Annotated in this window: 13 protein-coding genes; 9 read left to right on the top strand and 4 right to left on the bottom strand. The window is 35.5% G+C overall.

Annotation, left to right across the window (positions count from 1 at the left end; genetic code table 11):
- Positions 1 to 175 precede the first annotated feature (175 nt).
- Positions 176 to 394, bottom strand: coding sequence for a hypothetical protein (locus ACG94X_RS07480; RefSeq protein ID WP_419383113.1), 219 nt, complete (start codon positions 392 to 394; stop codon positions 176 to 178).
- Positions 395 to 1,733: 1,339 nt separating this feature from the next.
- On the opposite strand from ACG94X_RS07480, the gene ACG94X_RS07485 reads away from it, so the two are divergent.
- The 4 genes from ACG94X_RS07485 (at position 1,734) to ACG94X_RS07500 (ending at position 4,639) form a co-directional block, all read left to right on the top strand.
- Positions 1,734 to 2,099: an MCR_0457 family protein gene (locus tag ACG94X_RS07485; protein ID WP_419383114.1), complete on the top strand. Its 366-nt coding sequence runs from the start codon at positions 1,734 to 1,736 to the stop codon at positions 2,097 to 2,099.
- A gap of 243 nt (positions 2,100 to 2,342) precedes the next feature.
- Positions 2,343 to 2,726, top strand: coding sequence for an MCR_0457 family protein (locus ACG94X_RS07490; RefSeq protein WP_419383115.1), 384 nt, complete (start codon positions 2,343 to 2,345; stop codon positions 2,724 to 2,726).
- A 117-nt stretch (positions 2,727 to 2,843) separates the two neighbouring features.
- On the top strand, positions 2,844 to 3,992 hold the full coding sequence (gene dacC, locus ACG94X_RS07495; RefSeq protein ID WP_419383116.1) for a D-alanyl-D-alanine carboxypeptidase PBP5/6: 1,149 nt from the start codon (positions 2,844 to 2,846) through the stop codon (positions 3,990 to 3,992).
- Between the two features lie 104 nt (positions 3,993 to 4,096).
- Complete coding sequence (locus tag ACG94X_RS07500) at positions 4,097 to 4,639, top strand: gamma carbonic anhydrase family protein (protein WP_419383117.1); 543 nt, start codon at positions 4,097 to 4,099, stop codon at positions 4,637 to 4,639.
- A 121-nt stretch (positions 4,640 to 4,760) separates the two neighbouring features.
- Here ACG94X_RS07500 and ACG94X_RS07505 read toward each other — a convergent pair whose 3' ends face one another.
- Both ACG94X_RS07505 and ACG94X_RS07510 read right to left on the bottom strand, forming a co-directional pair.
- Positions 4,761 to 5,243 carry a hypothetical protein gene (locus ACG94X_RS07505; RefSeq protein WP_419383118.1) on the bottom strand — a complete coding sequence of 161 codons (483 nt, stop codon included), beginning with the start codon at positions 5,241 to 5,243 and terminating at the stop codon, positions 4,761 to 4,763.
- A gap of 13 nt (positions 5,244 to 5,256) precedes the next feature.
- Positions 5,257 to 6,303: a linear amide C-N hydrolase gene (locus tag ACG94X_RS07510; RefSeq protein ID WP_419383119.1), complete on the bottom strand. Its 1,047-nt coding sequence runs from the start codon at positions 6,301 to 6,303 to the stop codon at positions 5,257 to 5,259.
- A gap of 725 nt (positions 6,304 to 7,028) precedes the next feature.
- Here ACG94X_RS07510 and ACG94X_RS07515 point away from each other — a divergent pair.
- The 5 genes from ACG94X_RS07515 (at position 7,029) to ACG94X_RS07535 (ending at position 11,629) form a co-directional block, all read left to right on the top strand.
- Entirely contained in the window at positions 7,029 to 7,514 is a 486-nt protein-coding gene (locus tag ACG94X_RS07515) for an NUDIX hydrolase (RefSeq protein WP_419383120.1), read from the top strand.
- 4 nt (positions 7,515 to 7,518) lie between these two features.
- The gene (gene mnmA, locus ACG94X_RS07520; protein WP_419383121.1) at positions 7,519 to 8,655 is read left to right on the top strand and encodes a tRNA 2-thiouridine(34) synthase MnmA; all 1,137 of its coding nucleotides are present in this window, start codon (positions 7,519 to 7,521) and stop codon (positions 8,653 to 8,655) included.
- Between the two features lie 25 nt (positions 8,656 to 8,680).
- Positions 8,681 to 9,412 carry a high frequency lysogenization protein HflD gene (gene hflD / locus ACG94X_RS07525; RefSeq protein WP_419383122.1) on the top strand — a complete coding sequence of 244 codons (732 nt, stop codon included), beginning with the start codon at positions 8,681 to 8,683 and terminating at the stop codon, positions 9,410 to 9,412.
- 56 nt (positions 9,413 to 9,468) lie between these two features.
- Positions 9,469 to 10,857, top strand: a complete 1,389-nt coding sequence (gene purB, locus ACG94X_RS07530; protein WP_419383123.1) for an adenylosuccinate lyase — start codon at positions 9,469 to 9,471, stop codon at positions 10,855 to 10,857.
- A gap of 124 nt (positions 10,858 to 10,981) precedes the next feature.
- On the top strand, positions 10,982 to 11,629 hold the full coding sequence (locus tag ACG94X_RS07535; RefSeq protein WP_419383124.1) for a DUF2238 domain-containing protein: 648 nt from the start codon (positions 10,982 to 10,984) through the stop codon (positions 11,627 to 11,629).
- An 85-nt stretch (positions 11,630 to 11,714) separates the two neighbouring features.
- On the opposite strand, the gene ACG94X_RS07540 is transcribed toward ACG94X_RS07535, so the two are convergent.
- On the bottom strand, positions 11,715 to 12,089 hold the full coding sequence (locus tag ACG94X_RS07540) for a winged helix-turn-helix transcriptional regulator (protein ID WP_419383125.1): 375 nt from the start codon (positions 12,087 to 12,089) through the stop codon (positions 11,715 to 11,717).
- Positions 12,090 to 12,184 lie beyond the last annotated feature (95 nt).

Consider the following 12,184-nt stretch of genomic DNA (forward strand, 5'->3'; position numbering starts at 1 on the left):
GCTGGGCATATTGTTCAGCGTCACAAATCAAAATCGCCCTTTGGGTGGCGCACTACCCTTATACATATGCTGGCATGATAAATCCCCTAATCATGTTACTTGTGCACGTCACAATCACCTTTATAAAATTTAGACGTAAAAAAAGGCGCCTAAGCGCCTTTATAAATATTCAAATCTAAATTTTAACTTTCCGCCTTACAATATTCTCGGCAGTGGTTATAGCATCATGAAAAGCCACTGTGCTTGAAAACCAAAATCTATAAAGTTCACTCTCTAAGACTACAGACTGTCTGAAATAAATAGGGCTTTTGTCATTTTCTGGATCTACTTTGAATTGGAAACCAACTTTCTCAACAATCTGACCATTCAGCTCACCGCCGATGCAAATATTCATGTGTTTTCCTATTTATCAGTAGGAGTCTAACACTGTTGCTTGGTCTAAAACGTAAAAACCACCTGAAGGTGGTCTTTACTTAAATCAATACGAGCTAGGTGGGAAGTTGTTCCTTAGTGGCTTCACCGCTGTCCTTGCTTGATTTTTTACATTTAGATGTCTGTGAATCATTTTTACAAGACTGATAGTAACATCCAATCGCTATACCAGACCCTATTAAAGCTAAGGTTTTTAACATGGTGTACATCCTTTAGTTAAAAAACAGCTCCATATTATTGTCACTTTTAACTGTTACATTCCAGCACAGCTTATCATTAGTTTTGTTATTCCAATTAACCCAATGCCAAGGATTGATGAATTAAAAAAAGCTCCACATTTCTGCAAGGCTTTAACCTTTTATCTTTTGCGCTAATTAAGGCTTATTATTAACATTGGCTAAATAATATAATAAGAGTCAATTAACTCTCATAAGAATGCTAAATTTAAATTGCATTGATTAAAACGATTGTTGTGGATGAGTATCGAAAAATATAAATTAAAAATCTTGATTGTTCACGTAATGATATAAATCATGTTGCTATAGAAATTTAAAAAAAATCTTGAAATATAAATAAGAAATAAAATTTTTAATCGTACATTTATCCACATCTCCCTCCCACAACTACCTTAGTGTTAAGGGATTAAGAGCCTAGTATAAACATTCCACTAATACAAACTAAAGAAGATTAAAATGTCTGATTATAAAGATTTTTCCCGAAAAGAAAATTCAGCACACACTAAATGCTAGCCAACAACCCACTGAACAAACTCCACCCAAAACCACTCCTCAGCCTAGCCAAGATCAAAAAGACAAAGGCGTTCAGCCTAATCAAAACACACCAAAAACCTAATCAATTGTAAAACCTTCAAATAAAGAAGCCTACCTGAACATGGTAGGCTTCTTTTCATCATTATCTATTATTAATTAATACCACGAACATCAAGATTCTCTTTTTTAATTAATAAGCACTTCAGGCATATATTTTTGTGTACACAAAGTTCACAGTAGGATATTTCAAATAATTAATAAAGTGATTGTTTACAATAAGAATATTCAAAATAAAAATTCTCTAAAAAGGCAATTAACCATTCAACTACTCGTATGTCTAAATACGAATAATGTTCAACATTTTAAATAATTTTAACAGCGCTAAACTTCATTTAGCAAAGTAACACATCAAAACTATAAAGCTAATAACACAAATTCTATTAAATGACTCACGAGTAATTCAATATTAATTTATTCAACAATTATATATAGTTATACACCCATTTAAAAATCAAATTTGTGACTAAAAAGATGTTTACACGTTCTCTTACTCGTACAATTTCTATCGCATTCATCACGCTTTGTTCGCATTCTGCATTTGCTGAAACAATTACCGTACAAGAAGCAGACCTGCTTACTAAAGAAGATATTGCTTCAACCCAAGTACTTATCGATGTTTGTCCTGCTTTTACAGCGAATAATCCTGCTTTAAAGACTAAAATCGATTTTTTAACTAACACTTTATTAAAAAATCTTTCCCAAACAACAACATTGGCACAACTACAACAAGATGGAGAATATCAAGCAGCATTTAAAGAAGCTCAAGCCAATGCCAAAGAAGTGGATAACGAAGAACAGAAATCAGTTTGTGCTGATATTTTAACTTTAGAGTCATAATTTCCAGCATAAGCAATTGTTTTAATTTTATTTATATTAAATCATATTCAGCTATAGAGTTCGTTGTATACGTAATGTCAAAGCCCTGTTGCTTTGACATTTTTTATTTTAATTTGGCAATAACAATATATAAATCTACAACTTCGATACATTTTCTCTATATTTTCCACCCTAATTGCGTTTAACCTATGCCAATTGTTAAGTTTATAGTTGATTAGGTTCATTATGCGTATGACTTTAAAAATGCTTACATTAAGTCTCATTTCGGCAAGCAGTTTATTTATGGCACACGCCTATGCTGCACCAAGTAAAGCCATTAGTAGTAACGATAATATTGATGTTACTCAAGAAGAAATTTATACCGATGAAATTGCAACTGTTTATAACTTGTCTTTAATTTGCCCTGCTCTTCTTCAAAAAAAAGACAGTGAAAAATTTAATAAGAACTATGCAATTGAATTAAAAAAAGTATTGCCGAATGAGAAAAACCCTCAAGAAGCAATCAGACGAATCAGTAAACAGAAAGATTTCAAAGTTTCTTTAAAGCAAATTCAGGCAGATGCTAAACAATTTGGAGATAAAGAAAATACCAAAATGTGTCAAGAAGTCGCTGATTACAACTATTAAAGTAAAATAGTTACAATAAGTAAATAATAAGCCGACTTTCCTTATAGAAGTCGGCTTTGCTTTGCCCTAAAATGCAAGCCTGTTTTTGTGCTCAAATAACGATTGGAACGACCTAGAATGATCAGAAAAAGTACCATTGCTGCATTATTACTTTTACCTTCATTTTCATACGCAGCAACCGTCTTATCTACCCCGCCAGAATTAAATAATAAATCGTATGTCTTAATGGACTATGAGACAGGGCAAATTCTGGCATCAAAAAATGAAAATGAAAAATTAGCTCCTGCGTCTATGACCAAAATGATGACCAGTTACATCATTGAGCAGAAACTCCTCAAAGGCGAACTGACTGAAAATGAAAAAGTTCGCATGAATGAGTCTGCATGGTGTAAAGGCAGCAGCACTGAATCTTGTATGTATGTTCCATTAAATGGCACTGCAACAGTATTGGAAATGTTGCGCGGTATTATCATCCAGTCTGGTAATGATGCTTCTAAAGCTATGGCTGAGCATATTTCAGGTAATGAAGGTTCATTTGCTTATGCAATGAACCAAGAAGTAAAACGTGTTGGCATGGTGAACACTCACTTTGTTAATGCGACGGGTATGCCCGCGGAAGGACACTATTCTACTGCGAAAGATATGGCTTTACTTGCAAAGCATATCATTCATGACAGTTCAAAATATTATCCAATCTATTCTGAAAAAGAATTCACTTTTAACGGTATCAAACAAGGTAACCGTAATGCGTTACTTTATACTGACCCAAGTGTAGATGGTTTAAAAACAGGTCATACAGAGGAAGCAGGTTATTGCTTAACAACCTCTTCTAAACGTGGTCCTATGCGCTTGATCTCGGTAATTTTTGGTGCACCATCTATGAATGAACGTGCGGGCCAAACACGCACACTTTTAGCTTGGGGTTATTCGAATTTTGAGACAGTAAGTGTTCAACCTGCGAACCAAGTTCTTGCTAAAGCGAAAGTTTATTTTGGTAAAGACAACGAAGTTCAAATTGGTTTAACCGAGAACTTCAATGTGACCATGCCTAAAGGTCAAGCAAACGCCATTAAAACTCAAGTCACTGTTCAACCCAACTTAAATGCACCATTAAAACAAGGTCAAGTTGTGGGTAAATTAACAGCGACTTTAGATGGTAAAGTCATTGCAGAAAAACCTTTGGTTGCATTAAAAGCAGTTGAAGAAGCGGGTTTCTTCTCTCGTATGATTGACCATATTAAAATGTTCTTTAGCAACTTATTTTAATACATCGTTTCTAAACATTAGACCAAAGCATCCATCTCTTAGAGTTGGGTGCTTTTTCTTTTATAATAGTTTTAACTGCAAATACTTAGACATGGAACACATCAATGAAAAAGAACATTCGTCCATATTTGGATCATCATCCTAAGATTGATTCGACTTGTTATATTGATGATTCATCTGTGATCATTGGTGATGTTATTGTTGCAGAAAATGCTTCTGTATGGCCATTTGCAGTCATTCGAGGTGATGTGAATAGTATCAAAATTGGCCGTTATTCTAATGTACAAGACCATTGCATGTTACATGTCAGTCATAAAAATGATGCTAAACCCAATGGCTCACCTTTAGTGATTGGGGAAGATGTGACCATTGGACATCATGTCACCTTACATGGTTGTACCATTGGCAACCGTGTTTTAGTGGGAATTAATACCATTGTTCTAGATGATGTAGTGATTGAAGATGATGTCATGATTGGTGCAGGCTCACTGGTTCCACCGCGTAAGCGCTTAGAAAGTGGTTACCTCTATGTGGGAAGCCCAGTACAAAAGGTTCGACCTTTAACTGATAAAGAAAAGGAATTTTTACCTTATTCAGCAAGACACTATGTCAAAGTAGCAAATCAATATTTAGAAGCGAATGATTAGGGATATAACAAACATATAAACATCTTTTAAAGCATATTGATTATTTGAATTAATTGGTTCAAGTAGACCTCGTTCCACTGACGTACAGTGGAACGAGGTCTATATTTTTTGGATCAAATTTCTATTTTGAAACGTTGTAGTATTTGGTTAATTCTGCAAATACTGGTGCTTTGACATTATCTTTTAAGATATATCGAGTAATCACACCTTGATCTGTATGTATTTCCATAAAGATATTTTGAGAACTTTTAAAGTCCCCCATAAGATTGACTGGAATAAGCACACTGTTGCGAGAGCGATTTGCCTTAAAAGCAAAATCAATTTCAGTTGGTCCAATCACATTAAATGAGTGACTTTTTGCGCCATCACTAAATACAACTTTTTCAATATTATATTTTGTATAGGCGCTATTTAAGCTAAGTTTCACTTTTAAAAAATCTTTATGTGTCTCATTCCACACTACAGTCACGATTGGACAAAGCTCATTTGGCTGACAAATTAATAATCCCTGCGTACCTAGATTTGAAGTAGCATCATTAGGATTTGAAGCACACCCAGTAATTAGTAATACACTGAAAGGTATACATAATAATTTCTTTATCATACTTTTTTAAATCCTATTGTATGCCCAAAAATTGAAATGGTGGAGCGACCTTAAAAGAAGAATTAGCCTTACCTGCATAAACTTTTGCTTGATCAGCACCCAACTCAAGCTTTCTGGTTTGACCATCTTTAAAATCAATCTCTTTTAAGTCTACCCAAAAAACATTTGGTGATACAGCAGATTCAAAAAAATAAAGTCCTCGCTTATGATCTACCACTGTACGCCAACGTGTAGAGGAGATATTTGGCTCTTCTTCTGTATTGAGTCCAAACGGAACAGATGTGTTACGTATCACGCTAAATACACTTGCTAAAGAATATCCAGGTGTCGCATCTTTGGGAATCGCATTAATATAAAAAGATGCTCTTGCAAACCGATCTGCAGCTCGATTGGTTCCAGGTAACATCGTTGTTCCGCCAATTTGTTTCCAATATGTATTTAACGCCAATTGCTGATCAAAGGTCGGAGAGTTTGTCATCACTTGATATTGTCGATTATGATGTATGACCTGCTTACCACCAATGTATTCAATAATGGCACTGTCACCCGTTGCATCTGAAATTGATAAATGCAGAGTCGCTAGTCTTTTTTCACCAGGCACTTGATCTGTCACTATCATAAACGGCTCTTGTGCTAAAGCCTGAATTGCTTCATCTACTGTTGCATAGTTATCTAGAACATACTGCGCCCAAAGTGAGATACTTAATGGCGATTTTTTATTGTTTTTAACATTTGGATATTCAGACTCAACCAGCCAAAGTAAATTTGCAGCCAAACCCTTTTCATTCACACCATCTGTTGTTGAAATATCATAACCTGTTGCGACAACACTGCCATATTTAGATGTCCATTGAATCGATTTTGGCCCAGCCATACCACTGCGTTTTACATTATTGGGCAAAATCCACAAGTTTGTTCCAACATCACTTTTCCAATCCATAGAACGTGCTGTCATCACATCATTATTGCCTAAATAAACAACCCGTGTACATGCCATCGCCAGCTCAACCGCAACTAAAAGCCCTGCTGCAAACAATACCTTTTTTATTGCCTTTTTCATGATTATACCCACTTATAAAATCACTAAAGTTAGACTTATTTTTGATTCAATATAAGCATATATTTCCAATAAAATATGCTTAAACCATATTTATCAAAAAAGTTTATTTCCATTCTATTTGTGATTACACATCTTTAAACGACAGATCCATGACCTAATTCATTTTAGATAACCATACCTACTCAACAAAGCATCTAGTAAAACTAAATTGAATAAATACACCATTAACAGGAAAAATAAATATTTGTTAAGTTTAATAAAATTTTATATATACTTATTTTTTATCATATACTTCAATCATAGTAAATGCCTTGATCGAGTATTTATTGTACAAAAATAAATTAAATGCCATTCACTATAAAACCAATAACGTTGAAATATTTACTCATGAATTACAACCTCTATCTATTGGTCATTACTGATAAGAATTAAAATAATAAAAAATTACTTCATGAATTGATGTCACATTTAATTGCATTTAGAGACCAAGATATAAGAATATTTTTATTAAACTTTTTACATGAAGTATCCTACTAAAAGCCATGAAATAAATCTTTTTTTATAAAATAAGGAAATAAAAATTTAAAAAAAAACTCGACCATGATGTATTTTTAAACAGACTATAGATATAAATCCTTTTAGGATGATCAAAGAAAACCCTTATGAACATAGCCACCACGTGCTAAATTTTGTAGAATAATGCTTTATCTCCCTTGGTGCTGGTCATGACCGCTTGGACACCCCACGTTACTGTTGCAACAGTTGTAGAAAAAGATGGAAAATTTCTTTTTGTAGAAGAATATACTGAAGGTGTAAGCCATACTGTGTTCAATCAACCCGCTGGGCATGTTGAATCTGGTGAAACCATTATTCAAGCTGCGTTACGTGAAACCATGGAAGAGACAGGATATGCAGTAGAGATCGATTCCTTACTTGGCATCTACACCTATACCCCACCCATGTTTCCAGACCGTACCTATTATAGATTTTGCTTTTTAGCCCATGTAACTGAATACTTTCCAGATGCGCAACTTGATACAGATATCGTCGGTCCAAAATGGATGACGCTTGAAGAACTGCTTGAAACTGCTCGTGCACGCAGCCCTTTAGTGATTAAAGCTGTACAAGAGGCACTTTCTGGGCAAAAATACCCGCTTTCGCTCATCTATGAGCACCAAAACTCTCCTTTAATTTCAAATTTGGATGCCTAATCCTATGCAACAACGTGTCATCGTCGGTATGTCGGGTGGTGTAGACTCTTCTGTTTCTGCAGCACTTTTACTTCAACAAGGATATCATGTTGAAGGGCTTTTCATGAAAAACTGGGAAGAAGATGATGGTACGGAATATTGTACGGCAATGGATGATCTTGCCGATGCTCAGGAAGTTTGCGATAAAATTGGCATCACACTACATACTGCTAACTTTGCCATGGAATACTGGGATCGTGTTTTTGAACATTTCCTTGCAGAATATGCTGCAGGTCGTACGCCAAATCCAGATATTCTATGCAACAAAGAAATTAAATTCCGTGCATTTTTAGATCATGCTGTGAATTTAGGTGCTGACTTTATTGCGACTGGACATTATTGTCGTCGTGGTAAAACGGCAACCAATTCTAAAGGTGATGAATATGCACCTTTATTACGCGGTGTAGATAACAATAAGGATCAGACTTATTTCCTCCATGCTGTTCATGGTCGTGAAATTAATAAAACATTATTCCCTGTCGGTGAAATTGAAAAACCTGAAGTACGTAAAATTGCTGAACAATTAGGTTTAGCCACAGCTAAGAAAAAAGACTCAACAGGGATCTGTTTTATTGGCGAACGTCGTTTTAATGACTTCCTTAAACAGTATTTACCTGCGCAACCTGGGAAAATTGTCTTAGATACAGGAAAAGAGGTTGGTGAACATCACGGCTTAATGTACTATACGCTCGGTCAACGAGGTGGTATTGGCTTAGGTGGTCTAAAAGGTGCAGAAGAAGGGGCTTGGTTTGTTCTACATAAAGACATTGAAAATAACCGTTTGGTGATTGGTCAAGGTCATGAACACCCACTCATGCAAAGTACAGTTTTATGGTCAGAAACCATTGATTGGGTTGCAGGTGAACAAGCAATTCCTGACACAGGCTTCAGATGCACGGCTAAAACGCGTTACCGTCAGCCTGACCAAGCATGTACAATTTATAAAGATACCAATACGCCAAATGGTGTACGTGTCGAATTTGATGAAGCGCAAAGAGCAGTTACACCAGGTCAAAGTGTGGTGTTCTATGCAGAAGAAGTCTGTTTAGGTGGTGGCGTGATTCATCATACCAATGCTCCTAAACCAAATTTTATTGATTAAATTTTTTATTTAAAGGAATTTAGGCATGGTTGAGTTACCCTTTCAACAGCCTCAAACTTTGAATCAACGCCAAAATAAAGCTTTGGCGTTAGCAGCTGTGTTCCAAGCAACACAGCTGACGCACATGACTGCAATATCTGGGCGTCAAACTGTGACTGAAAATGGTAATTTTTACTTTGAGCAATTAATTAAAGCCAGCTTAAATATCCATCCTACCGATAATCAATCAAATCAAACTTTAGATTTTTTCAATCAATTAGGCGATATTTCATTAGGACTTAAAGCCCTAGAAAACTGTATCACCCAACCTTTTACGACCTCACCTCAATCACGTATTCCTAAACTTTCCAATGCAAAATTACCAATGACTTATGCCATGTCATTATTGGCTCTAGAAAAGAAAGTTTATAGCAATCCACAATTTGTCGAAATCATTGAAAAATCACAACAAAAAATATTAAAACAACTTTCTTTTTTCGATAATAACTATTTACACCCAAGTATCGTTGCTAATTTAGCGCAAACCTATGTCGATACAGCGGGTCAGATTAATCCCCGAATTCTCGTGCGTGGTAATGCAGAAGCGTTTAAAGACACTTCACATACCAATCGTATTCGTGCCAGTTTATTTACTGGTTTGCAAATGGCTCACCTTTGGCGACAGCTCGGAGGTAGCTCTTGGAATATGATGTTTAGTAAACGAAAACTTCTTCAAGATATTCAAGATCTTGCTCGCTTACAATATCAGGTTGTTTAATTTGATATGTTTCGGGTATTTGTTTTACATTTAATTCCAAAACTTAAGGAATCTTTATGAACGCTTTAACTGCACTTTCTCCATTAGATGGACGTTATGCAAGTAAATGTGATGCTTTACGTCCTTTCCTTTCTGAGTTTGGTTTAATCCACGCTCGTGTAACTGTTGAAGTACGTTGGTTACAAGCGCTTGCGAACCGCCCTGAAATTACTGAAGTACCTGCATTTTCTGCTGCGACCAATGCCGCATTAGATGTTATTGTGACTGATTTTTCAGAAGATGATGCAAACCGTATCAAAGAAATTGAACGTACAACCAATCACGATGTTAAAGCCGTTGAATATTTCCTAAAAGAAAAAATCGCGCACATTGATGAATTAAAAAATGCAGGTGAATTCATTCACTTTGCATGTACATCGGAAGACATTAACAACCTTTCTCATGCTTTAATGCTGAAAAGTGGTCGTGACGTTTTAGTTGTTGCTATGCAACAAATTGTAGACTCAATTGTTGCTTTAGCAGAAATACATGCTGAACAGCCAATGTTGTCTCGTACGCACGGTCAAACTGCAAGCCCAACCACTTTGGGTAAAGAAATGGCGAATGTCGCTTATCGTTTAGCGCGCCAAATCAAACAATTTAACCAAGTTGAATTATTGGGTAAAATTAATGGTGCTGTCGGTAACTACAATGCACATTACTCTGCTTACCCTGAAATTAATTGGCCTGGTCATGCACAGGAATTTGTTGAGTCTTTAGGTTTAACATTTAACCCATACACTACTCAAATCGAACCGCACGATTATATCGCTGAATTGTTTGATGCTTTACGTCGCTTTAATACAATTTTAATCGACTTTAACCGTGACGTTTGGGGTTATATCTCTTTAGGTTTCTTCAAACAACGTTTGAAAGACGGTGAAGTTGGTTCTTCGACTATGCCACACAAAGTGAACCCGATTGACTTCGAAAACTCTGAAGGAAATTTAGGTATTGCCAATGCTATTCTGGCTCACTTGGGTGAAAAACTTCCAATTTCTCGTTGGCAGCGTGACTTAACTGACTCTACTGTTCTTCGTAACATGGGCGTTGGTTTAGCGCAAAGCTTAATTGCTTTTGAAGCTTGCTCGAAAGGCATTGGTAAACTTGAGTTAAATGCTGCACGTATCAATGATGACTTAGACAATGCTCAAGAAGTACTTGCTGAACCAATTCAAACTGTTATGCGTCGTTATAACATTGAAAAGCCATACGAAAAATTAAAAGCATTGACTCGTGGTCAAGCAATGACACGTGACATGATGGTTGATTTTGTCAATGGTAATGAACTTGAAGCCGTTCCTGCTGCTGACCGTACACGTCTAGCTGAAATGACGCCAGCAACCTATACAGGTAATGCTGCTGATCAAGCAAAACAAGTTAAAGGTTTGATTTCTAAAATCTAATTAATCATTTAATTAAATGCTTTACTTTCAGTAATTAAATTTTAGATAAAATGCGGAGCTACGGCTTCGCATTTTTTTGCATTTTGATTACAATGCGCATAAATAAATTTTAGAAAATAATAGAATGATATATCAAAATTTAACCTTAAAACATTGGATCGCCCTTGCTATCCTTGCGATTGCAATCATCATTGCCAGTATTAATCCTTTAGAATATTCCTCTTATATACTGCATCAAATTGGCACAGTACTCATGCTGATTGTCTTATTTGTATGTTTAAAAAAAATTGGACTGAGTTTTTCTTCATTTGCACTCTATATTGCATTTCTCTTCATTCATATCATAGCAGCACATTACCTCTACTCCTACGTGCCTTATAATGATTGGTCTATCAAATACTTACATTTCGACCTAAATCAGGCAATGGGCTGGACACGTAATATGTTCGATCGCTTTGTTCATTTTTTCTATGGTCTATTCTTATATCCATTTTTCTACCGGTTATTTCAGGTTTGGCTGCCTAGCTTAAAAGCTAAGACCTTATTTTTATTGGTGATTCAATTTGTAATGGCTTCTAGTCTATTTTATGAATGGATAGAATGGTGGATTGCAATTGGCTTATCACCTGAAGAAGCAGAAAACTACAATGGTCAACAAGGTGACATATGGGATGCACATAAAGATATGTTTTTAGCCACAATTGGTGCCGTCATCACTGGGCTTATATGCTTAAAAACCAGTGACTTAAAAACAACCAAAAAACATAAATAAAAATAATGCCAATACTCTAATAAACCAGCCATGTGAAAATTTACATTCCAACATGGTTGGTTTTGATCAATTTATTTATTCTATTTTATTTAGCTAAACGAGCTTTATTTTCCAAAATATCGGGTAAACTTCTCTCAATCCAAGAAATTAAATAATTTAATTTTTCAGCAGCTTGCCCACCTAAAATCGTCAATTGATACTCCACTCTCGGTGGTACTTCAGGGTAAACCGTACGTAAAATAAAACCATCATGTTCCAATACTCGTAAAGTTTGAGCAAGCATCTTTTCACTCACCCCTTCTATACGATTCCTTAATTCACTAAAGCGCAGCACACCCTCACTTAAACAACGTAAAACTAGAACAGACCATTTACTGGTTAAATGTTCCAAAATTTCTCGTGACGGACACTCATTGGACAAAACCTGACCAATCAAATCACTTGATCCATAGATGCTCATTAATTCTCTCCAATGAGTAATTAGCTTACTTTTAGGTACGTACTTACATTTCGTAAGTTTAATCTTTAAGATAATACCATCAAGTTCGAAAATTA

The sequence above is a fragment of the Acinetobacter psychrotolerans genome, assembly GCF_048552595.1.
Lineage (GTDB): Bacteria > Pseudomonadota > Gammaproteobacteria > Pseudomonadales > Moraxellaceae > Acinetobacter.

Coding starts and splice junctions, on each gene's coding strand:
- ACG94X_RS07480 (WP_419383113.1), bottom strand. CDS start 394: ATGAATATTTGCATCGGCGGTGAGCTGAATGGTCAGATTGTTGAGAAA.
- ACG94X_RS07485 (WP_419383114.1), top strand. CDS start 1,734: ATGTTTACACGTTCTCTTACTCGTACAATTTCTATCGCATTCATCACG.
- ACG94X_RS07490 (WP_419383115.1), top strand. CDS start 2,343: ATGCTTACATTAAGTCTCATTTCGGCAAGCAGTTTATTTATGGCACAC.
- dacC (WP_419383116.1), top strand. CDS start 2,844: ATGATCAGAAAAAGTACCATTGCTGCATTATTACTTTTACCTTCATTT.
- ACG94X_RS07500 (WP_419383117.1), top strand. CDS start 4,097: ATGAAAAAGAACATTCGTCCATATTTGGATCATCATCCTAAGATTGAT.
- ACG94X_RS07505 (WP_419383118.1), bottom strand. CDS start 5,243: ATGATAAAGAAATTATTATGTATACCTTTCAGTGTATTACTAATTACT.
- ACG94X_RS07510 (WP_419383119.1), bottom strand. CDS start 6,303: ATGAAAAAGGCAATAAAAAAGGTATTGTTTGCAGCAGGGCTTTTAGTT.
- ACG94X_RS07515 (WP_419383120.1), top strand. CDS start 7,029: ATGACCGCTTGGACACCCCACGTTACTGTTGCAACAGTTGTAGAAAAA.
- mnmA (WP_419383121.1), top strand. CDS start 7,519: ATGCAACAACGTGTCATCGTCGGTATGTCGGGTGGTGTAGACTCTTCT.
- hflD (WP_419383122.1), top strand. CDS start 8,681: ATGGTTGAGTTACCCTTTCAACAGCCTCAAACTTTGAATCAACGCCAA.
- purB (WP_419383123.1), top strand. CDS start 9,469: ATGAACGCTTTAACTGCACTTTCTCCATTAGATGGACGTTATGCAAGT.
- ACG94X_RS07535 (WP_419383124.1), top strand. CDS start 10,982: ATGATATATCAAAATTTAACCTTAAAACATTGGATCGCCCTTGCTATC.
- ACG94X_RS07540 (WP_419383125.1), bottom strand. CDS start 12,089: ATGAGCATCTATGGATCAAGTGATTTGATTGGTCAGGTTTTGTCCAAT.